The sequence below is a fragment of the Streptomyces sp. NPDC020898 genome (assembly GCF_044333925.1).
Classification (GTDB): domain Bacteria; phylum Actinomycetota; class Actinomycetes; order Streptomycetales; family Streptomycetaceae; genus Streptomyces.
In genome coordinates this window covers 175810-201222 of sequence record NZ_JBIRRV010000014.1, presented here as the reverse complement: position 1 = coordinate 201222, position 25413 = coordinate 175810, and the positions used below count along the sequence as shown (strand labels likewise).

At 71.1% G+C, this 25413-nt stretch carries 20 protein-coding genes; 7 read left to right on the top strand and 13 right to left on the bottom strand.

Features of this window, described 5'->3' with window-relative positions:
* Positions 1 to 10: 10 nt before the first annotated feature.
* From ACH4TV_RS35335 to ACH4TV_RS35325, 3 genes are all read right to left on the bottom strand, one after another.
* A complete protein-coding gene (locus ACH4TV_RS35335; protein ID WP_398405345.1) occupies positions 11 to 2218 on the bottom strand; it encodes a molybdopterin cofactor-binding domain-containing protein in 2208 nt (735 codons plus the stop codon).
* A 108-nt stretch (positions 2219 to 2326) separates the two neighbouring features.
* The gene (locus tag ACH4TV_RS35330) at positions 2327 to 3574 is read right to left on the bottom strand and encodes a MalY/PatB family protein (RefSeq protein ID WP_398405344.1); all 1248 of its coding nucleotides are present in this window, start codon (positions 3572 to 3574) and stop codon (positions 2327 to 2329) included.
* A gap of 216 nt (positions 3575 to 3790) precedes the next feature.
* Entirely contained in the window at positions 3791 to 5131 is a 1341-nt protein-coding gene (locus ACH4TV_RS35325) for an MFS transporter (protein ID WP_398405343.1), read from the bottom strand.
* 140 nt (positions 5132 to 5271) lie between these two features.
* Between ACH4TV_RS35325 and ACH4TV_RS35320 the strand changes: the two genes are divergently transcribed.
* A complete protein-coding gene (locus ACH4TV_RS35320) occupies positions 5272 to 5631 on the top strand; it encodes an ArsR/SmtB family transcription factor (protein ID WP_398405342.1) in 360 nt (119 codons plus the stop codon).
* A 156-nt stretch (positions 5632 to 5787) separates the two neighbouring features.
* Here ACH4TV_RS35320 and ACH4TV_RS35315 read toward each other — a convergent pair whose 3' ends face one another.
* From ACH4TV_RS35315 to ACH4TV_RS35275, 9 genes are all read right to left on the bottom strand, one after another.
* Positions 5788 to 6525, bottom strand: coding sequence for a DUF1775 domain-containing protein (locus tag ACH4TV_RS35315; protein ID WP_398405341.1), 738 nt, complete (start codon positions 6523 to 6525; stop codon positions 5788 to 5790).
* A gap of 81 nt (positions 6526 to 6606) precedes the next feature.
* The gene (locus ACH4TV_RS35310) at positions 6607 to 7263 is read right to left on the bottom strand and encodes a hypothetical protein (protein WP_398405340.1); all 657 of its coding nucleotides are present in this window, start codon (positions 7261 to 7263) and stop codon (positions 6607 to 6609) included.
* Positions 7264 to 7674: 411 nt separating this feature from the next.
* The gene (locus ACH4TV_RS35305; protein WP_398405339.1) at positions 7675 to 8061 is read right to left on the bottom strand and encodes a cupin domain-containing protein; all 387 of its coding nucleotides are present in this window, start codon (positions 8059 to 8061) and stop codon (positions 7675 to 7677) included.
* Positions 8061 to 8798 (bottom strand): respiratory nitrate reductase subunit gamma, encoded by a 738-nt coding sequence (gene narI, locus ACH4TV_RS35300; protein ID WP_398405338.1) that lies wholly within the window; start codon positions 8796 to 8798, stop codon positions 8061 to 8063. Before narI ends, ACH4TV_RS35305 begins: the two co-directional genes overlap by 1 nt.
* Positions 8795 to 9457: a nitrate reductase molybdenum cofactor assembly chaperone gene (narJ, locus tag ACH4TV_RS35295; protein WP_398405337.1), complete on the bottom strand. Its 663-nt coding sequence runs from the start codon at positions 9455 to 9457 to the stop codon at positions 8795 to 8797. The genes narI and narJ overlap by 4 nt, the downstream gene beginning before the upstream one ends.
* The gene (narH, locus tag ACH4TV_RS35290) at positions 9454 to 11211 is read right to left on the bottom strand and encodes a nitrate reductase subunit beta (RefSeq protein WP_398405336.1); all 1758 of its coding nucleotides are present in this window, start codon (positions 11209 to 11211) and stop codon (positions 9454 to 9456) included. The genes narJ and narH overlap by 4 nt, the downstream gene beginning before the upstream one ends.
* Positions 11211 to 14957 carry a nitrate reductase subunit alpha gene (locus ACH4TV_RS35285; protein ID WP_398405428.1) on the bottom strand — a complete coding sequence of 1249 codons (3747 nt, stop codon included), beginning with the start codon at positions 14955 to 14957 and terminating at the stop codon, positions 11211 to 11213. The genes narH and ACH4TV_RS35285 overlap by 1 nt, the downstream gene beginning before the upstream one ends.
* Positions 14951 to 15529, bottom strand: a complete 579-nt coding sequence (locus ACH4TV_RS35280; RefSeq protein ID WP_398405335.1) for a hemerythrin domain-containing protein — start codon at positions 15527 to 15529, stop codon at positions 14951 to 14953. Before ACH4TV_RS35280 ends, ACH4TV_RS35285 begins: the two co-directional genes overlap by 7 nt.
* 11 nt (positions 15530 to 15540) lie before the next feature.
* Complete coding sequence (locus ACH4TV_RS35275; protein WP_398405427.1) at positions 15541 to 16728, bottom strand: MFS transporter; 1188 nt, start codon at positions 16726 to 16728, stop codon at positions 15541 to 15543.
* 816 nt (positions 16729 to 17544) lie between these two features.
* Here ACH4TV_RS35275 and ACH4TV_RS35270 point away from each other — a divergent pair.
* The 6 genes from ACH4TV_RS35270 to ACH4TV_RS35245 all read left to right on the top strand — a co-directional run bounded on the left by ACH4TV_RS35270 (position 17545) and on the right by ACH4TV_RS35245 (position 23863).
* Positions 17545 to 20199, top strand: a complete 2655-nt coding sequence (locus tag ACH4TV_RS35270) for a cation-translocating P-type ATPase (protein ID WP_398405334.1) — start codon at positions 17545 to 17547, stop codon at positions 20197 to 20199.
* A 35-nt stretch (positions 20200 to 20234) separates the two neighbouring features.
* Complete coding sequence (locus ACH4TV_RS35265) at positions 20235 to 20891, top strand: helix-turn-helix domain-containing protein (RefSeq protein ID WP_398405333.1); 657 nt, start codon at positions 20235 to 20237, stop codon at positions 20889 to 20891.
* A 570-nt stretch (positions 20892 to 21461) separates the two neighbouring features.
* Entirely contained in the window at positions 21462 to 21887 is a 426-nt protein-coding gene (locus tag ACH4TV_RS35260) for an STAS domain-containing protein (RefSeq protein WP_398405332.1), read from the top strand.
* 56 nt (positions 21888 to 21943) lie between these two features.
* Entirely contained in the window at positions 21944 to 22309 is a 366-nt protein-coding gene (locus ACH4TV_RS35255) for a hypothetical protein (protein WP_398405331.1), read from the top strand.
* Positions 22306 to 23067, top strand: coding sequence for an ANTAR domain-containing protein (locus ACH4TV_RS35250; RefSeq protein WP_398405330.1), 762 nt, complete (start codon positions 22306 to 22308; stop codon positions 23065 to 23067). The genes ACH4TV_RS35255 and ACH4TV_RS35250 overlap by 4 nt, the downstream gene beginning before the upstream one ends.
* 79 nt (positions 23068 to 23146) lie before the next feature.
* Entirely contained in the window at positions 23147 to 23863 is a 717-nt protein-coding gene (locus ACH4TV_RS35245) for a GAF and ANTAR domain-containing protein (RefSeq protein ID WP_398405329.1), read from the top strand.
* 375 nt (positions 23864 to 24238) lie between these two features.
* Here the strand turns inward: ACH4TV_RS35245 and ACH4TV_RS35240 are convergent, their stop codons facing one another.
* The gene (locus ACH4TV_RS35240; RefSeq protein ID WP_398405328.1) at positions 24239 to 25063 is read right to left on the bottom strand and encodes a SigB/SigF/SigG family RNA polymerase sigma factor; all 825 of its coding nucleotides are present in this window, start codon (positions 25061 to 25063) and stop codon (positions 24239 to 24241) included.
* Positions 25064 to 25413 lie beyond the last annotated feature (350 nt).

Here is a 25413-nt window from a genome sequence, read left to right as displayed (position 1 = left end):
TCGGAGAGGATCAGCGGGGAAAGGGAGTGAAGTCGACGTCGAAGTTGACGGGGAAACCGCGCGGCTTCGTGCCGGTGGCCCGGGCGTAGGCGTTGGCGATCGCCCCGACGGCCGCCGGGACGCCCAGTTCTCCCGCGCCGCCCGGCTCGCCGTTCGCGGGCATGATGAAGATCTTCACGTCCTTGGGGCTGTCCTTCTGCCGCGCGTAGTGGAACTGCGAGTAACTGCCCTCCAGCGGAAGGCCCTTGTCGATGTGGAGCCCAGCCCGCAGGGTGGTCGAGATGGCGTCCGTCAGGCCCCCGAGCAACTGGGCCTCGATCCCCAGCGGATTGACCGGCCGCCCCACGTCGGCAGCGATGACGGCCTTCGTCACCCGTGGCCGCTTCGGGTCGGTGGCGTCGATCTCGACCAGGCAGGCCGTGCAGGACTTGTACTCCTCATGGAAGCCGACGCCCTGCGCCCAGCCCTTCGGCAGGGTGCGGCCCCAGCCGCCCTCCGCCGCCACTTTGTCGAGCACGGCCCGCTGCCGGCCGGACTTGAGGAACTCGCGCCGGAAGGCCACCGGGTCCTTGCCCAGCCTGGCGGCCAGTTCGTCGACGACGATCTCCTCCGCGCCCCGGGTGTTGCCCGAGTACACCGAGCGCCAGGACCCGGTGTGCATCTTCAGCGGCACCTCGGTGAGTACCTGGGTGGTCAGGCCGAAGTGGTACGGGGACTTCACCGTGGTCAGGAAGAGCGTCTGGGCGAAGCCCGCGTTGCCCACCCCGGAGGGCAGACTGGCCGCGGTGGCCGTCAGGATCTCGCCGAGACCGTGCCGGAAGTCGGTCTCCACGGCAGCCACCCGGTGCTCGAACGAGAGGACCTGTCCGAGTGCGTAGGTGGCACGGATCTTGTGGTGGGTGGCGGGCCGCATACGGCCGTGCCGCATGTCGTCGATCCGCGACCACTGGAGCCGGACCGGGCGCCCGCTCTTCTGCGAGACGAGCGCGGCCTCCAGCGCGGCGTCGAAGAACAACCGCCGCCCGAAGGAGCCGCCCGCCTGCACCACATGGACGGTGACCTTGTCCAGCGGTAGCCCGAGCTCCTTCGCGATGGTCTGCCGGGCCACGATCGGGGACTTCAGCCCCGACCAGATCTCGGCCCGGTCGGAACGGACGTCCGCGACCGCCGAGTTGGTCTCCAGCGGAGCATGGCCGGCGAACGCGAAGTCGAACTCGGCATCCACCCGCTTGACCAGCAGCCCGGGAACGACCAGCGGGGCGGTCGCCGCCTTCAGTTTCGCGGTGATCTCGTCGTCGGAGAGCGCGTCGACGCTTCCGGGACCCCAGTCGACATCCAGGGCGTCCTTGGCGTCGAGTGCCTGTCCGAAGGTCTCCGCGACCACCGCCACACCCGTGGGGACGGTCACGATGTCGAGGACGCCCGGCATGGCCCGTACGGCGGACTCGTTGTTCACCGATTTCACCGTGCCGTTGATGGTCGGCGGTCGGCGCAGCATGCAGGGCTTGGCGCCGGGCACTTCCAGGTCGAGGGTGTACTCCTGGCGGCCGGTGATGATCGCCCGGGCGTCGATACGGGAGGTGGGGGTGCCGACCAGCGTGTGCTCGGACTCGGGCTTGGGGGTGGCGGTGAGCGCGCCCAGGGCGGGGGAGGCCGCCGCTGCCGACAGTGATCCGTAGGAGGCGGTACGCCCGTCCGGCGCCGTCACGACTCCCTGACGGACCGTCAACTCGCTGGTCCGCACGTCCCATTGCCGTGCTGCGGCGGCGATCATGCGGGCACGGGCCGCCGCCGCGGTGTGCCGTACGGGGTCATAGAGTGAACGGATCGAGTTGGAACTGCCGGTCAGCTGGTTGAAGAGCAACTCGGGCCGAGCATCGTCCAGCCGGATACGTACCCGGGCGAGCGGGACGTCCAGCTCCTCGGCCACCAGCATCGCCACCGCTGTCGTGAGGCCCTGGCCGACCTCCACTCTCGGCAGCCGGAAGTCCACGATCCCGTCCTCGCCGATTTCCAGCACCAGCATGTTCGCGGTGGGCGCGCCGGCGAGGATCAGCACATCCCCGAGGTCGACCAGGTCGGCCGGCGCGGGCAGCGTGGGTATCACGGCTTGGGCGGTGCTCGGCGCGGCGGCGTCAAGACCGACGTTCGTTGCCAGCGCGAGGGTGGGAGCGGCGACCAGATAGGTGAGGAACCCGCGCCTGCCGAGTCGTTTCATCGTTGCTCCGTTCACGCGTGCCCGCCGACGTCGCCGGGCCGCGCTCTGATCATTACCGACTGGTAGGCGCAGGTTCAAGGGACATGGCGCTTCGGGTCCGGCGGCTCATTACGGAGAAATGCGGACCGAATTTCCCATTCTGGTCACCGCCTGGCGCAGAACGGCCGGTGTCGTCGCGAAGTTGAGGCGTACGTGTCCCTCGCCTCCGGAGCCGAAGACATGGCCTGAGCTGAGGGCGACCCTGGCCTCGGCGAGGAACATCTTCGCGGGTCCGGCCACATCGCTCACCACGCCGGGCCCCTCGACGTCCTGGTCGATGTGCAGTCCCAGCCACCTGCAGTCCAGCCAGGCAAGGTAGGTGCCCTGGGGCTCCTGGTACCCGACCTCGGGGAGGTGTTCTTCGAGCAACTGCCCCAGCAGGCGCCGGTTGGCGTCGAGCCCGAGCAGCAGTTCGTCGAGCCAGGCCCCGCCCTCGCGGAACGCCGCGGTGTGGGCGATGACCCCGAGGTGGCTGGGGCCGTGGCTGACTTCTTCCGGCAGGAGCCGAAGCTCGTCGGCGGCTTCGGCTCCCGCGACGGCCAGAGCGGCCTTCAGTCCGGCGAGGTTCCACGCCTTGGACGCGGAGACCAGGGCGAACGCGTTCTCGGCGCCGGGAACGCTGAGGAAGGGGGTGAAGACGGCCCCCGGCAGCACCAGAGGGGCGTGGATCTCGTCGGACACCACTCGCACACCGTGCTTGCGGGCGAGGGCCGCGACCGCTTCCAGTTCCTGGCGGGTGGGGACGACACCGGTCGGATTGTGCGGGTTGCTCATCAGGAACGCGGCGCGGCGGCCCTGACATCGTGCCCGCACGAAGGCGTCCTCCAGAGCGGCCAGGTCGACCCGCAGGTCGGCACCGAGTCGTGCCTCGACGATCTCGCGGGCGTCGTGGGCGACGAACGCGTAGAAGGGCGGGTACACCGGGGAGCACACGACGACCGCGTCGCCGGGCCCGGTCACCAGCCGGAGCACTTCGACGACGCCGAGCATCACATCGGGCACGATCGCCGTGCGCTCGACATGCAGCCCGTCCCACTTCCACCGCTCGGCGGCGAACGCGGCGACGGCCTCGGCGTAGCCGCTCCCGTACGGATAGCCGGTGTCACCGAGGTCGATCGCCGCGCGCAGGGCCTCGGCGACGGGCGGAGCCATCGGCACATCCATCTCCGCCACCCAGAGCGGAAGCACGTCCTCGGGGTGGGCACGCCACTTCATGCTGGTGCGCCGCCGCAACTGTTCCAGGGACAACTGGACGAGAGGATCCGTCCGGTCGGCTTCGGGGACATCGAGGGCTTCGCTCTTCGGGCCGTCTGCCATTCCATGCTCCAACTCCCGGGTCCACCGGGTCGGTAGGGATGTGTGCCCGCCCGCAGTCACATCACTTGTCCGTGGTCGGCTCCAGGACGGGCTCCCGGCGCCGAACACCCGCAGAGTGCGCGGTTCCGGGGAAGCCTCCCGTGTCCCGCGTGCGCGGGCAACCACGTCTCCTGCTTCCCCCCGGCGTGGAAACAGCGTCTGACGGTCCCGGGACTGTCAGCGGTGGCCGTGCAGCCCGTCGAGGAGCGGGTGATGGCTGTGCCGCCAGCCGCTCCGGACCCGGATCGCGTCGCGCAGGTGCGGGTGCCCGGCAGGGAGACCCGCGTGCTCGTGCTCCACGGGCGCGGACTCCCGCACCGGCCACAGGCGTACGGCGAGCAGCCCGGCGGCCGAGGCGACGGCGCCCAGGACGAGGACCGCGGACCCGAGCCCGGCTGCCGCGCCGAGCCAGCCGGCCAGCGGGTACGTGAGCAGCCAGCAGCCGTGCGAGAGGGAGAACTGGGCGGCGAAGGCAGCCGTACGCCGCTCGGCCGGTGCCGCGCGCCGGATCAGCCGCCCGGTCGGGGTGAGCACCAGGGAGCAGGCGGCCCCGAACGCTGCCCAGACCGCGAGCAGCGCGGGCCAGCGCCAACTGCCGCTGTCCGCCGCGGTGATGGTGCCCAGGGCGACGAAGATCGCGGTGAGCAGCAGCGCCCCGCGCAGCATCACCGTACGGTCGGGAATCCGGTCGAGCAGCCTGGGCAGGAGCAGCGCCACGACCATCGAGCCCGCACCGTAGGCGCCGAGCGCCAGCGGTACGTCGGCCGCGCTCCGGCCGAGCTGGTCGCGGACGTACACCACGGTGTTGACGGTGACCATGGCGCCCGCGGCGGCCACCGCCAGGTCGAGGGCGAGCAGGGCGCGCAACTGCGGGACGCCGAGGAAGAGGCGGGTGCCCGCGATCGCCCTGGCGTACACGCCGCCTGTTCGTGGGGCGGTGGGCGCGACGGGTTTGGGCAGTGCGGCGGAGACGACCAGGGAGGCCGAGGCGACGAATCCGAACACCGTGCCCAGGAACAGCCAGTTGTAGGTGATGAGGGAGAGCAGCGCGGCGGCGAGGGCGGGGCTGAACAGGCTCTCCAGGTCGTAGGCGAGCCGGGACAGTGACAGGGCCCGGGTGTAGTCGCGTTCGGCGGGCAGTACGTCCGGTATCACGGCCTGGAAGGTGGGGGTGAACGCGGCCGACGCGGCCTGGAGCAGGAAGATCAGGACGTACACCTGCCAGACCTGGTCCACGAACGGCAGCAGCAGCGCGACCCCGGCCCGGGTGAGGTCAGAGGCCACCATCAGCGCGCGGCGCGGCAGGCGGTCGGCGACCGCGCCGACGGCCGGGGCGATCGTCACGTACGCCACCATCTTGACCGCGAGCGCGGTGCCGAGCACCGATCCGGCGTCGGCGCCCGCGATGTCGTAGGCGAGCAGGCCGAGGGCGACCGTCGCCAGGCCGGTGCCGATCAGGGCGACGACCTGGGCGGTGAAGAGGCGGCGGTAGGCGCGGTTGCGCAGTACGGAGAGCATGCGGGGGTCCCTTGGCCGGTCGGGGAAGCGAGCGCGACTGCCCTCCACTGTAGCTATAGGTGCGCACCTGTGCACATGTTGATCCGGGAATCGGTACGCCGACGCCGTCGATGCCTGCCTCCGGCCTCTACGCTGAGGGCATGCCTGCTCGCGAGACCTTGCCACCTGCGGCCGATGCGCATCTGCGTGCCCCGGACAGCGCGCGTCTCGCGGAGGCGACCGAGGTGTTCGCGCTGCTCTCCGACGCGACGCGGCTGCATCTGCTGTGGCTGCTCGCGCAGGGCGAGTCGGACGTCGGCTCACTGACCGAGCGGTGCGAGGCGTCGCGGACGGCCGTCAGCCAGCACCTGGCGAAACTCCGGCTCGCGGGGCTGGTGGACACCCGGCGCGAGGGCCGGTACGTCCACTACAGCCTGCGCGACGGGCATCTGCGCCGCCTGGTGATGGAGGCCCTCAGCCACGCCGACCACCGCGTCAGCGGCAAGGCCCCACACGACTGAGGCACCCCCGAACCCCCGCTCAAACGCCGGAGGGGCTGACATACCAGCCTGTCCGGCGTTTGAGGACGAGGCCCGTTCAGGGCCGTAGCGGGGGTCCGGGGGCGGCAGCCCCCAGGGATGGGACGGGTCGGGGCGGCGGGGGCGAGGAAAAAACGGCTACGGCTGGGCAGCGGCCCGGCGTCGAACGAGGTAGACAGCCCCGCCTGCCACCACGATCACCGCCGCCCCGATCCCGATCCAGGCGCCCGCGGACATCCCGTCGTCGTCCTTGCTCGTCGCCTCTGCCGCCGGTGAGGCCGGTGCCTCAGTGGCCTCGGATGTGGGCGTCGGCGTCGCGGACGGAGACGGGGACTCGGACGCCGTCTCACTCGGCGACGGGCTGACTGCCTTCGCGCCCGGTGCGGCCGCCTTGAGCTTGAGCACCGGGGCAGGCTGCTCACCGCTCTCGTCCAGCTCGATCCAACGGTCGATCCTGCCGTCGCTGTACGTCTGCAACGACTTGAAGGCGAGCTCCTTCGCGTCGGGCAACTGCCGTACGACGATGGAGTACTCGGCGCTCGTGCCGGTCTTCAGGGCCGCGCCCTTGACCGTGTAACCCTCGGCGTCGGTCGCGAACTTCCAGCCCGCGGGGCCCTCGCCGTACGTCACGTCACCGGGCGCGATGCCCTCGGGCAGGATCACGCGGACCTCGGCGATCCCGGCGGTGTCGGACTCCGCCTCCGCGTGGAAGGAGAGCTCGACGTTCTCGGCGAGGGCCTGGGCCTTCTCGGACTCGACCTCCACGTGGGCGGCGGCCGGCCCGGCGGTGAGGAGGACGAGGGTGGCAGCGGCGGCAGCGGCGGCCGTAAGGGTCAGGCGCCGCGCGGTGCCGTGCTGGACAGGGGAAGTGAACATGGGTGTCTCCGGTGCTTTCCGGGGTCTCCGGGCGTGCGGTGGCACAGAACGGCCGACGTGCGACGGACCGTTCCGGCAGGGTCAGTTGGCGAGAGCGGGCCGCTCGGGCGGAGGACCCCGCCGTACCACCGTGTCCGCGAGGAGCGACCCCTTGAGCGGCGGCAGCTCAGTCCACCGAGGGCGGCTCACCCGCGCCCTGTGGGTGACCGGTGCCGGCCGGCCGGCGAGCAGTGCCCGTACGGTGGCGAGCCGTGTCCGTACCGCGTCGACGGCGCCCGTCAGGCCGCGGGCCAGCGACCAGCAGGCCGCGTCCGCGCGGTGCAGCAGCACGGCGACGAGTACGGCGGCCACGGCATGGAGGACCGGCATCGCCCCCGAGTCGTGCAGCCGCTCCTGCCAGACCCCGTGGGTGGTCGTCGCGGGATGGGCGTGCGGGGACATGTCCATGGCCACGCCTGTCCTATGGCGTGAGTGCGCTGCCGACAGCCACAGATGCAGTCCGGTCTGGGCCGCCGCGCATGTCACCACCACCGCGGCGAGCGAACGCGGGCGCCGCGTGCCGGCCAGTCCCACGGCGAACAGCAGCCCCGCCGCCGCGATGCCCGGCCGCCACGGAGCGGGGCCCCCGGCGACCAGATGATGCGCGCCGACCCCGAGCACCGTGCCGACGACGGCGAACACCGCTGCCCGGAGCACGGGCAGTGGCGCGGAGTGCGTCGTCGTACGGAGCATGGTCATGACCCGATCATCATCAACCATGCGACGGCCGGGCCGGGACCGGGTTCAAGGAAATTCTCATCGCCTTCCCATGGGGGAACCAGAGTCCGGTCATGGAATGGTCAAGTACTCATCAGGAAGGTGAGGTTCCGCACGCCGGGGGTCAGGGCGGCACGGTCATGGTTGTGGTCGGTCCGGAAGTGCGCCGAGTGGCCCGTGGGTTGAGACGGCGGGTACGGAGGCTGGCGGAGCCCCCTGTGCCGCAGTCGGCCCATCGGCTCGTCCCGGACCCGGTGTTCGTCACGTCACGGCGGCTGGTGCCCGGCGGATCAGACAGGTGCGGGAACGGGATGCGCGCGGCCTGTGCTTTACCCCACTTCAAGGCACGCGGAGAGGATGGCGCGAGGCGCACGAGATCTTCTCCGCCGGTGTTCATGCCAGCCGGACGGTGAGGAGTACCGCCGCGTCCGTCTCGGCGGTCAGGCTGTGCCGTCGGTCGGGGATGGCGACGATGTCGCCCTGGCCGAGGGGCCATGTGAGGTCGGCGGCGCGGAGTGTCACCCGGCCGGTCAGACAGGTGAGGGTGGCGGCGCCCGGCGCCTCGTGTTCGGCGAGTTCGGAACCGGTCGCGAGCGCGATCAGGGTGACGCGGAGTCCCGGGAGGGTGACGACGGTTCGTGCCGTTCGCCCGGAGCTTCCGGAGTTCGCTGACCTGGCATCGGCGAGCAACTCCTCACCCATGGCCGGCAGGTTGGTGACCTCACCGGCGGACAGGTGTGCCTCGGGAGGCCGGGCAGGACCGTTGTGGTGGGTGTTCATCAGGTGCGTTCCCATCCGCGCCGGGGTGTGCGGGAGCCCAACTGCGCGTCCCGGCTGCGATAGACGATGTAGGGGCGGGTGAGGTAGCCGAGCGGTGCGGTGAGCATGTGCACCAGCCGGGTGAACGGCCAGACGCCGAACAGCAGCAGGGCGCTGAGCGCGTGCAGGCGGAACAGCAGTGGCGCACCGGCCATCAGCGCGGGGTCGGGGTGCAGGTAGAAGACCGACCGGAACCAGGGCGAGATGGTGGTGCGGTAGTCGTAGCCTCCGCCGATGATGTTGCTGACCACGGTGGCGGACAGCCCCAACGCCAGGGTCAGGGTGAGCATGACGTACATGAGCTTGTCGTTGCGGGTGGTGGCGCTGAACACCGACCCGACCGTACGTCGGCGGTAGACGAGGATGGCGAGCCCGGCCAGGGTGGCGGCACCGGCGATGGTCCCCAGACCGGTGGCCATGAGGTGGTAGGCGTGCTCGCTGACGCCGATGGCTTCGGTCCAGCCCTTCGGGATCACCAGTCCGCCGATGTGGCCGAGCACCACCGCCAGGACTCCGAAGTGGAACAGCGGGCTGCCGATGCGCAGCAGCCGGCTCTCGTACAGCTGGCTGGACCGGGTGGTCCAACCGAACTTGTCGTAGCGGTAGCGCCAGACATGGCCGGCGATGAACAGGGTCAGCGCGATGTACGGCAGGACGACCCACAGCACGACGTCGAGCGCGTCCGCGTCCGGGGTCATGACCGGCCTCCCCCGACCGGGGCGGGCATGCTCCCGAACTCTCTACTGGCCGGTGGTGCGAACGGCGCGAGGCCCACCTGTTCCTCGGGCGGTCCCTGGGCGGCGAGCTTGGCGACGGCTTCGCGTTCGTCGCCGGCCAGCGGGGGCAGGGTCGCCGATACGGAGTCCAGGACGTCGGCCCAGGCGGATCGTGCGTCGCGCAGTGCCAGGCGCAGCAGTTCCAGGCCGGCCCGGTGCTCGGTGAGGAGGCGCCGGCCTGCTTCGGGGTCGCCGGTGGCGGCGAATTCCAGGACGACGCAGAGGTGGTCGGGCAGTTCGTCGTCGGTCAGCCGCAGTCCGGCCGCGGCGTAGGTCTGCTTGAGGCGCAGGAGTGCGGCGCCGCGATTGCGGGTGTCGCCGTGGGCGTAGTACGTCAGGAAGAGGCAGTTGCGTTTGCGGTGGTCGAAGGTGGTGACGTAGTCCGCCGCCAGGGCGGTGGCGGGCGTGCGGTCGAGGTGCCCGAGGAATCGGCGCAGCGGCGCGGCGACCCGGTCGGGCAGGGTCTCGGTCACCGCTCGTACGAGCGGCACCTGTTCGAAGAGCCGTTCGTCGGGATAGCCGAGGAGCAGGGACTGGACCTGCCAGGCGGCGGGGTGGCGGGCGGTGCCTTCGCGGGTCATGGGCGCGGCTCGCTCTCGTCGGCTCCGGGGGAGTGGGGGAACAGGCCCTGGGGGCGGCCGTTGCCGTCCCAGTTGAGGAGGTTGAGCCGGGTGGACTTGTCGCCGGGGGCGGCTGGGGAATCGGCCGGGGTGTCCATGGCGTCGGCTCTCTGGCGGTCGCGCTGCAGGTGGAAGTTCTCCACGGCGATCGGGGCCGGAGCGTCGCCGGACGCCTCGCCGAAAGGCCCTGAACTGCCCGGACCGGAGCCGCCCATGCCGGGGCCGTCCTCGAAGTCGAGGCTGCACTCGGTGGCCAACTCCTCCAGGCTGTGGGCCTGTTCGGCGTGCGCGGGCGGGATGACGTACCTGTCCTCGTACTTGGCCAGCGCCAGGAGGCGGAACATGTCGTACATCTGCTCCTCGGTCATCCCCACCGCGGCGGGGATGCTCGCGTCGGGTTCGCGGCCGAGGTTGATGTCGCGCATATAGCTGCGCATGGCGGCCAGTCGTCGCAGCACGGCGTCGACGGGGGCCGGGTCGCCGGCGGTGAACAGCTGGGCGAGGTAGTCCACGGGGATGCGCAGGGCGTCGATCGCGGCGAACAGGTTGCCGCGGTCCTCGGCGTCGTAGCCGGTGTCGCGGACCACGTCCACGACCGGGGACAGCGGCGGGATGTACCAGACCATGGGCAGCGTGCGGTACTCCGGGTGCAGCGGCAGGGCGACCTTGTACGTGTTGATCAGGGCGTGCACCGGGGAGCGCCGGGCGGCCTCGATCCAGTCCCGTGGGATGCCGGACCGCTCCGCGTCGGCGGCCACCTGCAGGTCCTCAGGGTCGAGGAAGACCTTCCGTTGCGCCTCGTACAGGTCGGTGTCGTCGGGGGTGGAGGCGGCTTCGAGGACCTGGTCGGGGTCGTAGAGGACCAGGCCGATGTAGCGGAGCCGGCCGACGCAGGTCTCGGCGCAGACGGTGGGCTGGCCGACCTCGATGCGCGGGAAGCAGAAGGTGCACTTCTCGGCCTTGCCGGTGCGGTGGTTGAAGTAGATCTTCTTGTACGGACAGCCGGACACGCACATCCGCCAGCCCCGGCAGCGGTCCTGGTCGACCAGGACGATGCCGTCCTCGGAGCGCTTGTAGATCGCGCCGGAGGGGCAGGAGGCGACACAGGACGGGTTGAGGCAGTGCTCGCAGATCCGCGGCAGATAGAACATGAAGGTCTGCTCGAACTCGAACTTGACCTTCTCGGCGATGCCCGCGAGGAGGACGTCCTTGTCGCCGTGGTCGGCCGAGCCACCGAGGTTGTCGTCCCAGTTGGCCGACCAGGTGATCTTCATGTCCTTGCCGGTGATCAGGGACTTGGGGCGGGCGACCGGGGTGTGTTCCTGGAGCGGCGCGTTGGTCAGCGTCTCGTAGTCGTACGTCCAGGGCTGGTAGTAGTCGTCGAGCGAGGGCAGCGTGGGGTTGGAGAAGATGTTGATGAGCTTCTTGAACCGGCCGCCGCCCTTCAGTTTCAGGTTGCCGCGCTTGTTGAGGTCCCAGCCGCCGCGCCACTTCTCCTGGTCCTCGTAGCGGCGCGGATACCCCTGGCCGGGGCGGGTCTCGACGTTGTTGAACCACACGTACTCGACGCCGGGACGGTTGGTCCACGCCTGTTTGCAGGTGACCGAGCAGGTGTGGCAGCCGATGCACTTGTCGAGGTTCATCACCATCGCCATCTGGGCCATGACCCGGCGACCGGGCGCTGCGGTCGGGGGCGTCGCGGCGATCGGGGCCATCAGTACGTCACCTCCTGGTCGGTGCGGCGGCGGATGACGGTGACCTCGTCGCGCTGGTTGCCGGTCGGGCCTAGGTAGTTGAAGGCGTACGTCAACTGGGCGTAGCCGCCGATGAGATGGCTGGGTTTGACCAGCAGGCGGGTCAGCGAGTTGTGGACGCCGCCGCGCCGCCCGTTGGTCTCGGTGCGGGGGACGTCGATGAGCCGGTCCTGGGCGTGGTGCATGTAGACGGTGCCTTCCGGCATGCGGTGGGAGACGACCGCGCGGGCGGCGACGACGCCGTTGCGGTTGACCGCCTCGATCCAGTCGTTGTCGTGCACGCCGATCTTCGCCGCGTCCTCCTTGCTCATCCAGACGGTCGGGCCGCCCCGGGAGAGCGAGAGCATGAACAGGTTGTCCTGGTACTCGGAGTGGATGGACCACTTGTTGTGCGGGGTCAAGTACCGCACGGTGATGCCGAGTTCGCCCTGATCACCCACCTCGGGCTCGTCGAAGAGGGCGTGCATGTTGAGCGGCGGCCGGTAGACGGGCATCCACTCGCCGAGTTCGGCGATCCAGTCGTGGTCGATGAAGAAGTGCTGACGACCCGTCAGGGTGTGCCAGGGCTTGAGCCGTTCGACGTTGATGGTGAACGGCGAGTAGCGGCGCCCACCGGACTCCGTCCCCGACCACTCCGGCGACGTGATGACCGGGACGGGCCCCGCCTGGGTGTCGGCGAACGTGACCCGCTTGCCCTCGGCCTCCGCGGCCAGGTCGGCCAGCTTGACGCCGGTACGGGCCTCCAGGGTGCGGAAGCCCTGGGTGGCCAGGTGCCCGTTGGTGGTTCCGGAGAGGGCCAGGATCGCTTCGCAGACGTGTACGTCCCTGGCGATCGACGGGCGGCCGTCGGCCGGACCGCCGCGTACGGTGCCGTTCTTGTGGCGCAGGTACTCCAGCTCCTGCCGTACGTCGAAGGTGACGCCCTTGGCGGTGGCGCCCAGGGTGTCCAGGAGCGGGCCGAGGGCGGTCATCCGGTCGGCGACGGCCGGGTAGTCGCGCTCGATCACCACCAGCTTGGGCATGGTCCGGCCGGGTATCGGCTCGCACTCGCCGGCCTTCCAGTCCCGGACACGGCCGTGCGGGGTGGCCATCGCGTCGGGGGTGTCGTGCAGCAACGGCGCTGCCACCACGTCCTTTTCGGTGCCGAGCCGCCCTTCGGTGAGACGGCTGAACGCCGCCGCGATCGTGTTGAAGGCGTCCCAGTCGGTGCGGGTCTGCCACGGCGGCGGGATGGCCGGGTTGAAGGAGTTCACGAACGGGTGCATGTCCGTGGTGTTGAGGTCGTGCTTCTCGTACCAGGTCGCCGCCGGCAGCACGATGTCGGAGTAGACGGTGGTGCTGGTCATCCGGAAGTCCAGGGTGAGCAGCAGGTCGAGCTTGCCCACCGGTGCCTCGTCCCGCCACACCACATCGCGCGGGCGGGCGTCGGGCGGCGCCTCGGTGGCGCGTACGGCGGAGTCGGTGCCGAGCAGGTGCTTGAGGAAGTACTCGTTGCCCTTCGCGGAGGAGCCGAGCAGGTTCGCCCGCCAGATGGTCAGCACCCGGGGGAAGTTCTCCGGTGCGTCCGGGTCCTCGCCCGCGAACTTCAGCCGCCCGGACTTGAGTTGGTCGACTACGTACTCCGATACCTGCTGCCCGGCGGCTTCGGCGTCCGTAGCGAGGGTGAGCGGGTTGCGGTCGAAGGTCGGGTAGGACGGCATCCAGCCCATCCGGGCCGAGGCTGCGATGACATCCGCGGTGCTCTTCCCCGCGAACGTGCCGCCCGCGCCCGCGGCGGCGAGGGTGTCGGCGCTGAAGGGGTCGTAGCGGAACTGGTCGGTGTGCAGGTACCAATAAGCGGTCTGGATCATCTGCCGGGCGGGCCGGTGCCAGTCGGCGGCCGTCGCGATCGCCGAGTACCCGGTGATCGGGCGGACCTTCTCCTGCCCCACATAGTGGGCCCAGCCGCCGCCGTTGACACCCTGGCAGCCGGTCAGCGTCGTCAGGGTGAGGAAGGAGCGGTAGATGGTGTCGGAGTGGAACCAGTGGTTGGTCCCCGCCCCCATGATGATCATTGAACGGCCCCTGGACTCCTCCGCGTTGGTGGCGAACTCGCGCGCGATGCGGGCCGCCGTCTCACCGGCCACCCCGGTGATGGCCGCCTGCCAGGCCGGGGTGTAGGGCTGGTCTGGGTCGTCGTAGCCGGTCGGCCAGATCCCCGGCAGTCCGTCGCGGGCCACGCCGTACTGGGCGAGCAGCAGGTCGAACACCGTGGTCACCAACTGCCCGGCGACCCGGCGTACGGGGACACCGCGCCGCAGCTGTCCGGCGGTCCCGTCCGGGGTGTCGAACCGGGTCAGCTCCACCGTCACGGCATCCTGGCTCTCACCGTCGGCCGCCGCTGTCAGCAGCGGGTCGGTGTCGCCGAGGTCGAGGTTCCACTTCCCGGCGCCGGACTCGCCGTAGCGGTGGCCGAGCGAACCGTTCGGGACGACGGGCTCGCCGGTGGCGGCGTCGAGGAGGACGGTCCTGAACTCCGCGTTCTCCGCCTCGGCCGCCGTGCCGCCCAGGTCGGCGGCGGTGAGGAACTTCCCTGGTGCGTACGTCAAGTCCGGTCCGGTGCCGCGCTGTTCGAGGGTGACGAGGAAGGGCAGGTCGGTGTACCGCTTGACGTAGTCGGTGAAGTAGCCGACCTGGCGGTCGACGAAGAACTCCTTGAGGATCACGTGTCCCATCGACATGGCCAGCGCCCCGTCGGTGCCGGGCGCGGCGGGCAGCCACTCGTCGGCGAACTTGACGTTGTCGGCGTAGTCCGGAGCGACCGCGATCACCTTCTGGCCCCGGTAGCGGGCCTCCGCCATCCAGTGCGCGTCCGGTGTACGGGTCACCGGCAGGTTCGAGCCCCACATGATCAGATAGCCGGCGTCCCACCAGTCCCCGGACTCCGGTACGTCGGTCTGGTCCCCGAAGACCTGGGGCGAGGCGACCGGCAGGTCGGCGTACCAGTCGTAGAACGACAGCATCACCCCGCCGAGCAGCGAGTAGAAGCGGGCCCCCGCGGCGTGGGAGACCATCGACATCGCCGGTATCGGCGAGAACCCGGCCAGCCGGTCGGGACCGTACTCCTTGATGGTGTGTACATGGGCAGCGGCGATCATCTCGCTCGCCTCGTCCCAACTCGCCCGTACCAGGCCGCCCTTGCCGCGCGCGGACTTGTAGCGCCGGGAGCGCTCCGGGTCGGAGACGACGTCCGCCCACGCCAGCACCGGGTCACCGAGCCGGGCCCTGGCCTCCCGGTACATCTCCAGGAGCACTCCGCGCACATAGGGGTAGCGGACGCGGGTGGGCGAGTAGGTGTACCAGGAGAACGCGGCGCCGCGTGGGCAGCCGCGCGGCTCGTACTCGGGGCTGTCCGGGCCGACCGTGGGGTAGTCGGTCTGCTGGGACTCCCAGGTGATGATCCCGTCCTTGACGTACACCTTCCACGAACACGAGCCGGTGCAGTTCACCCCGTGGGTGGAGCGCACCACCTTGTCGTGGCTCCAGCGGTCCCGGTAGAAGTCGTCGGCCTTGCGGCCACCGATCTTGTACAGGGTGCGGTGGTCGGCGGAGACCTCGGCCCGGGTGAAGAACCGGCGGGTCCCCACCAGCGCGTCCGTCAACTCACCGTCCAGGCCGGCCGGTTTGCGTGCCTGCGGGTCGGTTCGTGGGGTTCGTGGGCTCACGATGCCGCCTTCCCGGGCGTCAGCGGCCCGTCCTGCTGTGATCCGGTGTGCTGATCGATATCGACACCGGCTTCCGTGGCGAACTCCGTCGTGGCGAACCCCGTTGTGGCGAAATCCGTGCTCATCGTTCCGACGCGGGAGCGGACCGCGTCCATGGCCTCCCAGTCCTCGGTGCTCAGCCCGGCCAGAGCGGCGGGGAACACGCCGTCCTGTTCCTTGAGGATGTGGTCGCGCAGCAGATCCAGGGCGTCCAGGAGCCGCCGGGGCCAGACGGGGTCGGCCGGGACGCCCGCCGCGGCCTCGTCGAGGACGGCCTCGACGTGCCGGTGTTCGGCCCGGAGTGCCGCCATGCCATCGGGAAACTCCTCCGCCAGCGGCGGGAAGAGACCCTGCTCCTCCACCGCCGTGTGCGGCACGAGAACGGCGGAGACGCGGCGCGCGATCCACGCCATCCGGGGGACGTCCGCGTCGCGGTGCGCGGTACGGACGTCCCCGATGAGATTGACGACCAGGTCGTGTTCACGGGTCAGTTCGGCGATCTGGGGTAATGCCTGGCAGCCGCAGTACTCACACATGGTGACTCGTCTCAGGCCGGGGCGATGGCCGTCGGGGTGCGATGGGCGCCGCGGGTGACGGCCTTGCGGACGGTGGTGGCGGTGAATGCCAGGGCGGTGGCGGCGATCAGGGCGAGCAGGGCCAGCCCGAGCGCGTAGTTGCCGTAGGCGCCGTAGAGGGAACCCATCAGCAGCGGTGGGACGAAGCCGCCCAGCCCGCCGGCCGCGCCGACGACGCCGGTGACGGCGCCGACCTTGCCGGCCGGGGCGAGCAGGGCGACGAGAGCGAAGGTGGCACCGCTGCCCGCACCGAGCGCGGCGGCGATCGCCAGGAACGCGATGGTGCCCAGCGGGGCCAGCGCCGGGGCGAAGGACTGTACGGCCGCACTCACCATGACCACGGCGAGCGCCACGGCCAGCACACGGGTGGGACGCAGCCGGTCGGACAGCCAGCCGCCGACCGGCCGCATCACCACCGCCAGCAGCACGAACCCGGCCATCCGGTTGGCCGCGTCGGCCTGCGCCAGGCCGTAACCGGACTTGAGGTAGGTGGGCAGATAGACGGAGAAGGCGACATAGCCGCCGAACGCGACCGCATACAGCGCCGATGCCTGCCAGGTGACACCGAGCCTTACGGTGGCGGCGAGCCGGCCTGTCATGGTCCCGGCCGGCACGGCCCTGCCCGGAGCGTCGCGCAGCAGGAACGCGGCCAGCGCCGCATAGCCGGCCAGCACGATCGCGGTCACCACGAACGGGGTGGCCAGACTGTGCGTCTTCACCAGGTTCACCGTGGTCAGGGCGCTGATGGCGGTACCGCCCATCCCGGCGCCGAAGACACCGATCGCGAGCCCTCGGCGCTCGGGCGGGAACCAGGCGCTGACGAAGGGCACCCCCACGGCGAACGCGGTGCCGCCGATACCGAGAAAGAACCCGCCCACCAGCAGTTGGTTCAGAGAGGAGTGTCCGGCCAGCCCCAGGTACAGGACGGGGACGATGGTGGCCGCGGAGACCAGCGGGAACATCACCCGGCCGCCGAACCGGTCCGTCAGCGCACCCACCGGTATGCGGCCCAACGAGCCCACCACCACTGGCACGGCGACCAGTAACGCCTGCTGGAACGCGCTCAGTTGCAGGCTGTCCTTGAACCGCGGGCCGAGCGGGCTCAGCAGCGCCCAGGCCCAGAAGTTCACCGCGAACCCGACCGTGGCAAGCGCCAGCATCAGCCACCGCCGGCCGGCCGACGGCGGCGCCTGGGCCTGGGCGTTCGTGGCGGGGCCGGGGGACCGGGGCGAGTCGATGGCTTCCTGAGAGTTGCCCGCCCGGTTGCCCGTCGGCGACTTGTCTGTTGAAGACTTGTCTGTTGGGATCTCCGGCTTCGCAGGGCGGGGCATCGTAGGCATGGTCTTCTCGGCTCCTCAAAAGTGCCGTCGGACGGTCGCGTCCCGTGTTTCGTGGCGTGGTGGCCCGACCACGGCGTCCCCGCAAGGATCGCCAGGGGCCGGCTCCCACGGCAGGGGCCGTTGGTCCTCAACTCCCGAGCCGACCGGGGTACAAACCGGCGGCTGCGCTTGTGGACGTCGCGTGGATCGCCCCAACTCGTGACGGACTGTTCGAACTGGGCCCGCAGTGCGGACGTTCGTCGGTCGGAGCGGCACTCGCCGGGCTCAGGCGACAGCCGAACGGGGCCCATCGGCCCCCTTGTACGGGCCGATGGGCTCTGCTCCGGTGTGCGGTGTGTGTGCGACCGTCGCTGCGGGGTCACGCGTACCGCCGTGTTCGGAAAGCGGGGTCGGCCATGGGCACGAAGGTGAGGTGGTGGCGGGCGTGGGCCCTCACCGGTTCCCCGGTGGAGCGGAAGCACGCCTGACAATGTCCCGGGCCCCGGGCAGGAAGGGCCAACGGTTCCACCGCCGTGACGGCTGACAACAGTGGTGACGCGTGCCAGGACCGGCACAGCAGCTACCCCGCGAATGCTGGTGCACGTCCCCGAGACCGCGCACGGCCGGCGGCCACCGCATCGAACCCGGAGACAACCCATGACACCTCAGCCTGCGCCTGCACCCTGCATCGCGCACCCGGTGGGTCTCACCGAGGAACAGGCCGCCCGGCGGCTGGCGGAATGCGGTCCCAACGAGCTGGGCGCAGGGCGCCGGATACCGCTGCGCTCACGGGTCGGCGCGCAACTGCGCGATCCGATGATCCTGATCCTGCTGGCGGCGGTGGCGCTCACCGTGGCGACCGGGGACCACGCGGACGCGGTGGTCATCGCCCTGGTGATCGTGGCGAACACCGCCGTGGGGGTGGCCCAGGAGGTACGCGCGGACAACGCCGTCGCCGCGCTGTCCGCCATGACCGCCCCGACAGCCCGGGTGCTGCGCGGCGGCACCGAGCGCGAGGTGGCGTCCGCGGCCGTCGTACCGGGCGACGCGCTGGTGCTCGGCGAGGGTGACATCGTCCCCGCCGACGCCTCGCTGGCCGAGTCGTCCGCGCTGCTGGTCGACGAGTCGGCGCTGACCGGGGAGTCGGTGCCGGTGGACAAGGACGCGCGGGCCGACGACCCGGACGCCGCACGGCTCCAGGCGGGCACCGTCGTGGTACGGGGCCGGGCCGTCGCGACCGTCACCGCGACCGGGCCGCACAGTGCTCTCGGCCGCATCGCCGCGCTGCTGCACCCCCACCCCGAGCCCACCCCGCTGCAACGCCGGCTGGCCGGCCTCGGCCGGGTACTGGCCCTGGTGGCGGTGGGCCTGTGCCTGATCGTCTTCGTTCTCGGCCTGGCCCGCGGCCAGTCGCCGCAGGCCATGGCGGTCATCGCGATCAGCCTCGCCGTGGCCGCCGTACCGGAGTCGCTGCCCGCTGTCGTCACCCTCGGCCTGGCGCTCGGTGCCCGGCGGATGGCCGCCCGCCACGCGCTGGTACGGCGTCTGTCCGCAGTGGAGACCCTCGGCTCGGTCACCATGCTGGCCACCGACAAGACCGGCACCCTCACGGAGGGCCGGATGGTCGTGGAACGGGTCTGGACCACCCGGGGCACGGCCACGCTCACCGGTTCCGGCTACGGGCCCGCCGGTGAGGTCCTGGTCGCGGGCGAGTCCCCCGACCCCGCCGCGCTGCGAGCCGTACAGGACCTGCTCACGGCGGCGGCCCTGTGCAACGACGCCTCGCTGCGGCCACCCGGGAACGGTGGTACGAAGGGCGCTGACGGTACTGACGCCTGGACCGCGCTCGGGGATCCCACCGAGGCCGCGCTGCTCGCCGCCGCGGTCAAGGCCGGCCGCGACCGCGACGAACTGCTGCCCGCGCACCCGCGTGTCGGCGAGGTGCCGTTCGACAGTCTCCGCAAGCGCATGACCACGCTGCACCGCGCCCCCTCCGGCCAGGTGGAGGTCTGGCTCAAGGGCGCGCCGGAGGCGGTGCTCGACAGCGCGACCCTGGACGAGAGCCCCGACCTGCTGGAACGCGCCCGCAAGGAGGCCGCCGCGCTCGCTGCCGAGGGCTTCCGCGTCCTGGCGGTGGCATCGGCCCTGCGCGCGGACCTCCCGGCCCGGTACGAGGACGCCGAGACCGGGCTGCGGCTGCTCGGCCTGGTGGCCATCAGCGACCCGCCCAAGGAGGCGGCCGAGGCGACCGTCACGGCCTGCCGGCTGGCCGGCATCACCCCGGTACTGATCACCGGCGATCATCCGGCCACCGCCCGTGCCATCGCGACCAGGGTCGGCATCCTCGGCCCCGGTAGCGGCGTCTCCGACGAGGTGGTCACCGGCCGGCAGCTGGCCGCCGGGGAGGTCCCGGACCTCACCCGGGTCCGGGTGTTCGCCCGCACCACTCCCCAGCAGAAGCTGGACATCGTGCAGGCCTGGCGCGCCGGCGGTGCCGTCACCGCCATGACCGGCGACGGCGTCAACGACGGCCCGGCGCTGCGGCAGGCCGACATCGGCGTGGCCATGGGCCGCCGCGGAACCGAAGTCGCCCGGCAGGCCGCCGACCTGGTGCTCGCCGACGACGAACTGTCCACCGTGGTCACGGCGGTGGAGGAGGGCCGCCGAGTCTACGACAACATCCGCCGCTTCCTGCTCTACGCCCTGGCCGGTGGCGTCGCGGAGATCCTCGTCATGCTGCTCGGCCCGCTGTTCGGCCTCGCGCTGCCCCTGCGGGCCGGCCAGATCCTGTGGATCAACCTCCTCACCCACGGTCTGACGGGCGTCGCCATGGGAGCCGAGCCGGTTTCCCGGCACGCCATGCGCCGTCCGCCGCGCCCGCCCGGGCAGCATGTGCTCGGCGGCGGGCTGTGGCAGCGGATACTGCGCCTCGGCACGGTGGTCACCGCCGCGAGCCTCGCCGCGGGGCTGTGGGCCAGGCACACCGGGCAGCCCTGGCAGACCACGCTGTTCCTCGCGTTGCTGGCCGCCCAGCTCGGCGTTGTACTGGGGCTGCGGGAGCGGTTGCTCACCCGTGAGAACCCCTTCCTGCCGTGGGCGGTGCTGGCCGCGGTGGGGCTGGGAGCCGCGGCACTGTACGTGCCGTTCCTGCGGGCCGTCCTGGAGACCTCGCCGCCGTCCTGGCCCGGTCTGGCAGCGGCTCTCGCCGCGGGGCTGACCGGATTCGGCACCGCCCGTGCGGAGAGCCGGTCCACCCGGGCCGTCGGGCGCCCGGACAGGGCCGGGCCCGTGACCGGAGTCCCCGTCTCATGACTGACGAGTGACAAGGCGAAGGGAAGTGATCGGCCGTGTCGGAACCGACGAGGAACGCCGGAGACATCGGACGTCGGGTGGCAGCTCGGCGCGAGGAACTGGGGCTCACCAGGGAGCAGGTGGCCGAGCGGGCGGGCACGGCTCCGGATTACCTGCGGTACGTGGAGGAGCGGCCGACCGCGTCCCCGGACACGGGCCTGCTGATGAGGCTGGCCGGCGCGCTGGATACCACCGTGGCCCAACTGCGCGGCAGCGATGCGGACTTGCCGCCCGGCATCGGGCAGGCGGCCTACCATCCCGAGCTGACGGAGCTGGATCCCGGGGAGTGCTGGGCCCGGCTGTCCACACACGGCGTCGGACGCGTCTCGGTGTCCACGCCCGACGGCCCGGCCATCGTGCCGGTCAACTACACGGTCGTGGACGGCGCGGTCGCCTTCAGTACCGCGCACGGCGCCACACCGGCCCTGGCCGCCGGAGCCGAGGCCGCCTTCGAGGTGGACCACATCGACGAGGCGCTGAGCGAGGGCTGGAGCGTCCTCGTCGTCGGCCGTGCCGAATGGGTCACCGACCCTGCCGCCACCCGGCACCTCGCCGGCGCGGCCCGCTCCGCGCCGTGGGCGGGCGGTGACCGCGAACTGTGGGTGCGCATCACCCCGGAGCGGGTCACCGGACGCCGGATACAGGTCCTTTGAGGATTTTCGCGGTCCTTGCCGATCAACGTCGACGCGTGACGTTTTTGCCGCACAGCCACCACGTGCCGGTAGGGTCCGGGCCGCGCGGCCTGCGGAGTTGAACTGTTCGGCTCCGCCGGGCGGAACCACCCCTCAGATGGTGCACGGACGGCGGACCGTCGTACCGGGCTGCCGTCGGTCACCGTGTTCGCGCCGGCCGCCCAAGTACCGCGCAGGACACCGGACATACCCGCGCGACAGCATGCCCAGGCGTCGCCCGGGTACGAGAAGCGGACGGCTTCGGAGCGTCCGTCGGACCGGGTTGAGGACTATGCTGTGGGACGGACGTCCCAGACCCCGGCGGTTTGTCGTTGCTCGATGCAGATGGCTGAGGGGAGCGGGCTCTTCGTCCGTCACTCGGCGCATCTCCAGAGGGAACTGGGTGGGTCCACTGTCCTGTCGCACAGGCTGCCGGGCCGCCCGTTGCTCCACCTCCGCCGAACATACGCCCCTGCCGACAGCACGCCATGGGCGCCGGAGTTCCCGGCGTCACCGCGTCCGCTGCCGGATGGTCTGTTGAACCGAGGCGTCATGCCCCAACCGCAGCTCACCGTCTACCGCCATGACCGAAGGAAACGGGCACTGATCACCCTGGCCGGTGAGATCGACCTGGAATCGACCTCTCTGGTACGCACGGCACTGGCGCGGTGCCTGAGCGACGGCATCCACACCATCGACATCGACCTCACCCCTGTCACCTTCTGCGACTGCAGCGGCCTCAACGCCTTCCTCCACGCCGCGCAGAGGACCACCGAGGCCGGCGGAACCCTGCGACTGCACCACCCGCCACCGACACTGAGCCTGATACTCGACCTCACCGGCTCCGGGTTCCTGCTCCTCGACGTCGCGTCCGGATATGTGTCACCTCCTCTCGGGGGTGTCCCGGCCCCGACCGCCCAAACCCCGCGGAACCAGACTGTTCCGCTTGCCTCTGTGCTCTCGCGTGATGCGCAGTGACGGCCAGGCCGGGGCGGGGACAGCCGCGAAGGCCCGGTGGCAGCGAGTCGTCCACCATGGTGATCGCTGAGACGGGCGGCCTCGTGGGATGCGCTTCCGGCTTCCCGGTGCGCGGCGACGGCTTCTGGTGGCTCGGGTTCGACGGGGCACTGCCGCGCGCCGTCGAGCAACTCACCGCGTCCGGCGGTGACTTCGCGATCACCGATATCCCGGTCCGCCCGCACCCACAGGATGCGCAGGTGGCCCGCCGATCGCAGGAGCGGCTGCCGGCCGACCAGCAGGCGTCGGTGGCAGTGATCGGCTTCCGGATTTCGCCCGCGGCCGGACAACTGCTCCGGGTGTCGGCCCTTCCTCTCTGCGTACGAACCGCGACGAGGCCGGCGGGACCTGCGCACGATGCCTGGACACGGTGGCCGGCATGAGGTCCGACAGCCGGTCGGCCCGGATCCAGATGCTGGTCGCCGAACAGGCGGCCCTGCGCGGTGCCCGGGTCGGTGTGGTGGACGTGTGCACCGCGGCCGTGGCCGCGCTCCCGGTCGGCGGGGCCGGGCTGTCGGCGATGTCCCGCACCGAGGCCAGTCATCCGCTGTGCAGCACCGACAGCATCAGCGAACAGCTGGAGGAGCTGCAGCTCACCCTTGGCGAGGGACCCTGCGTGGATGCCTTCCGGCACGGCTCGGCCGTCCTGATCCCCGATCTGCTGGCCAGTGGGATACACGACCGCTGGGTCGTGTTCGCGGATGCGGCCCTGGACGCCGGGGCACGTGCCGTCTTCGCGCTCCCCCTGCAGATCGGGGCGATCAGCCCCGGAGTTCTGGACCTGTACGCCGACGTGCCGACCGTGCTGGACGCCGGGGAACTGGCCGACGCGCTGGCGTTCGCCGACCTCGCGACGCTGCTCCTGCTCGACGCGCGGATCGACGACACGAACGCGCCGGTCGACGGAGCACGGGAAGACCGAGGCTTCGAGGACCTGGGCGGATACCGGGCGGAGATCGACCAGGCCACCGGCATCCTCACCGTCCAGCTCGGTGTCGGCATCGACGAGGCCCTCGTACGGCTGCGCGCCCATGCCTACACGAGGGGACGCCGGCTCACCGACGTGGCCGCCGACGTGGTGGCCCACCGGCTCCGCTTCTCGCCGGACGCGGAACCCGGACCGACCGACGAGGAAACCTGACGCACCGGTGCCATCGGATGAACGTGCTGTGCTTCCCGCCGCCTCCCGGCCGGACCAATCTCAAGCGAGGGTGCCCACGATGAATCAGCAGTTACTGGCCAAGACCTTCGTCGAACTGGCCGACAACCTGGTGGCCGACTTCGACCTGATCGACTTCCTGCGCCTGCTCACCGACCGCTGCGTCGGCATGCTCGGCGCGAGCGCCGCCGGGGTGCTGCTCGCCGACCGCGACGGCCGACTGCGCGTCATGGCCGCCTCCGACGAGCAGGTACGCCTGCTGGAGCTCTTCCAGCTCCAGAACGACGAGGGCCCCTGCCTGGAGTGCTGTCGCACCGGCACACCCGTGATCGTCCCCGACCTGAGCGCGGAGACCGTGCGCTGGCCCCGCTTCTCGGTAGCGGTCCAGCGCAGTGGTTTCACAGCCGTTCAGGCGCTGCCCATGCGCCTGCGGGACGAGGTCGTCGGCGCCCTGAACCTCTTCCACGCTTCCCCCGGCCCCTTCGACCCGGCAGACACACTCGTCGCCCAGGCCCTGGCCGACGTCGCCACCATCAGCCTTCTCCAACAACGCTCCGCTCGACGCGGCACGATCCTCAACGAACAGCTGCAGACCGCACTGAACAGCCGCGTACTGATCGAACAGGCCAAAGGCAAACTCGCCGAACGCCAGGGCGTCGACATGGAACAGGCCTTCACCGCCCTGCGCGGCTACGCCCGTTCCCACAACCGGCGGCTGTCCGATGTGGCCCGCGCCTTCATCGACGACTCCGAACCGCTCCCCGGACTGGGGTCCTGACCCACTCCGCGCCACCGACCACCGCCCCCGCGCCGCGATTCACGGTCCGTACGGACGCCGCCGCACTGCGGCGGCGTCCGTACGTGGCGCGAGGACGGGAGGCCCCCCTCCACCGTTTCCTCGCGCGCTGTCCTCCGCGGCGGCGGGACCGGTGAGAACGCCCCGTCTGGAAATGCCCGGAGGACGGAGGCTGGAGCCGCTCACTGCGGCGATGCGGCTCCGGCCAGACCTCGGTCTCGACTCGGGGGCTGGGAGCCTGAGTTGGGGACACTCACCGGCACCTGACACGGTCGCGGTGCCGTCATCCCCGCGTGCAGCGTAGAGCAGATGCGGGAGGAGCGGAACGGGCCTGACGTAGAGGTGGTCCGTCCCGCGTCATCGGCGGGACGTGCCGTGGGCGTCGGCCATCACCTGGCGGCGCAGGCGTGCACAGGTGCGGGTGATCAGCCGGGAGACGTGCGTCTGGGAGACACCGAGCTGCAGGCCGATGCGGTCCTGCGTCATCTCGCAGAAGAACCTCATGTACAGGATCTGGCGTTCACGTTCGGGCAGTGCCCGCAGCAGAGGGCGCAGGGACTCGCGGTTGACCACCTGGTCGAAGCCGGGTTCCATGGCGCCGAGGGGGTCGGTCAGCGGGTGGCTGTGCACGGAGCGGCCGGGCACGGCGTCCATGGACAGGGCGGTGAAGCTGGCCGGCGCACCCTGGCCCAGCCGTACCTCCGCCTCGGTCAGGCCGGTGTACGCGGCGATCTCGGGGACGGAGGGTTCGCGGCCGCCCGGCGAAGAGCCGAGCCCGTGGCCGGCGGAGCGAACGAGGCTGCGTAACTCCTGTACGCGCCGTGGCACGTGCACGCCCCAGAGGTCGTCACGGAAGTGCCGTTTCACCTCGCCGAGGATCGTCGGTATGGCAAAGCTCGGGAAGGCGGTGCCGAGACTCGGGTCGAAGCGGGACACCGCTTTGACCAGGCCCAGTTGGGCGACCTGCTTGAGGTCCTCGAAGGTCTCACCGCGATGGCGGAAACGCCGGGCGAGCCGTACGGCCATCGGCATCCAGGCGCACGCCACCTCCTGCCGCAGCGCGGACCTCTCCGGGCCGTCCGGCAGGGCCGCGATACGGCGGAACGCCGCGGCGGTGTCCGGCGTGTCGCCGTAGTCGCGGGGGCGGGTGCTTCGTGGGCTGTGCGTGCGTACGTCCGGCATGGGCACGTCTCTCCCTGGTCGGTGGCGTCGCTCACCGTGGGAGCCGGCAGACCGCGGCACGCAGGAGAGCAGCGAACGCTGCTCGCACGGGCGTGCCTCTGGTCTGAAGCACACCGGACCGCTTCCCCAACAGCCCGCGTTCAAACAGGGTTTCCGCCGTCCGACCGCAGCTGTCCGCGGATGGTTCCGGCCGACGCGTTCACCGTTCGCCCATCGGCACCCCGGTGTCCCCGTACCCCCAACAGGCCCCGGCGGGGCTCCGATCCGGGGCTATGCTGGCGTACAGACGTCCCGGACCCCGGCGCCGCACTGCCCATCGGCCACGATGGCACTCCCGCACATCTGCCGGT

Coding starts and splice junctions, on each gene's coding strand:
- ACH4TV_RS35335 (WP_398405345.1), bottom strand. CDS start 2,218: ATGAAACGACTCGGCAGGCGCGGGTTCCTCACCTATCTGGTCGCCGCT.
- ACH4TV_RS35330 (WP_398405344.1), bottom strand. CDS start 3,574: ATGGCAGACGGCCCGAAGAGCGAAGCCCTCGATGTCCCCGAAGCCGAC.
- ACH4TV_RS35325 (WP_398405343.1), bottom strand. CDS start 5,131: ATGCTCTCCGTACTGCGCAACCGCGCCTACCGCCGCCTCTTCACCGCC.
- ACH4TV_RS35320 (WP_398405342.1), top strand. CDS start 5,272: ATGCCTGCTCGCGAGACCTTGCCACCTGCGGCCGATGCGCATCTGCGT.
- ACH4TV_RS35315 (WP_398405341.1), bottom strand. CDS start 6,525: ATGTTCACTTCCCCTGTCCAGCACGGCACCGCGCGGCGCCTGACCCTT.
- ACH4TV_RS35310 (WP_398405340.1), bottom strand. CDS start 7,263: ATGACCATGCTCCGTACGACGACGCACTCCGCGCCACTGCCCGTGCTC.
- ACH4TV_RS35305 (WP_398405339.1), bottom strand. CDS start 8,061: ATGAACACCCACCACAACGGTCCTGCCCGGCCTCCCGAGGCACACCTG.
- narI (WP_398405338.1), bottom strand. CDS start 8,798: ATGACCCCGGACGCGGACGCGCTCGACGTCGTGCTGTGGGTCGTCCTG.
- narJ (WP_398405337.1), bottom strand. CDS start 9,457: ATGACCCGCGAAGGCACCGCCCGCCACCCCGCCGCCTGGCAGGTCCAG.
- narH (WP_398405336.1), bottom strand. CDS start 11,211: ATGGCCCCGATCGCCGCGACGCCCCCGACCGCAGCGCCCGGTCGCCGG.
- ACH4TV_RS35280 (WP_398405335.1), bottom strand. CDS start 15,529: ATGTGTGAGTACTGCGGCTGCCAGGCATTACCCCAGATCGCCGAACTG.
- ACH4TV_RS35275 (WP_398405427.1), bottom strand. CDS start 16,728: ATGCTGGCGCTTGCCACGGTCGGGTTCGCGGTGAACTTCTGGGCCTGG.
- ACH4TV_RS35270 (WP_398405334.1), top strand. CDS start 17,545: ATGACACCTCAGCCTGCGCCTGCACCCTGCATCGCGCACCCGGTGGGT.
- ACH4TV_RS35260 (WP_398405332.1), top strand. CDS start 21,462: ATGCCCCAACCGCAGCTCACCGTCTACCGCCATGACCGAAGGAAACGG.
- ACH4TV_RS35255 (WP_398405331.1), top strand. CDS start 21,944: ATGGTGATCGCTGAGACGGGCGGCCTCGTGGGATGCGCTTCCGGCTTC.
- ACH4TV_RS35250 (WP_398405330.1), top strand. CDS start 22,306: ATGAGGTCCGACAGCCGGTCGGCCCGGATCCAGATGCTGGTCGCCGAA.
- ACH4TV_RS35245 (WP_398405329.1), top strand. CDS start 23,147: ATGAATCAGCAGTTACTGGCCAAGACCTTCGTCGAACTGGCCGACAAC.
- ACH4TV_RS35240 (WP_398405328.1), bottom strand. CDS start 25,063: ATGCCGGACGTACGCACGCACAGCCCACGAAGCACCCGCCCCCGCGAC.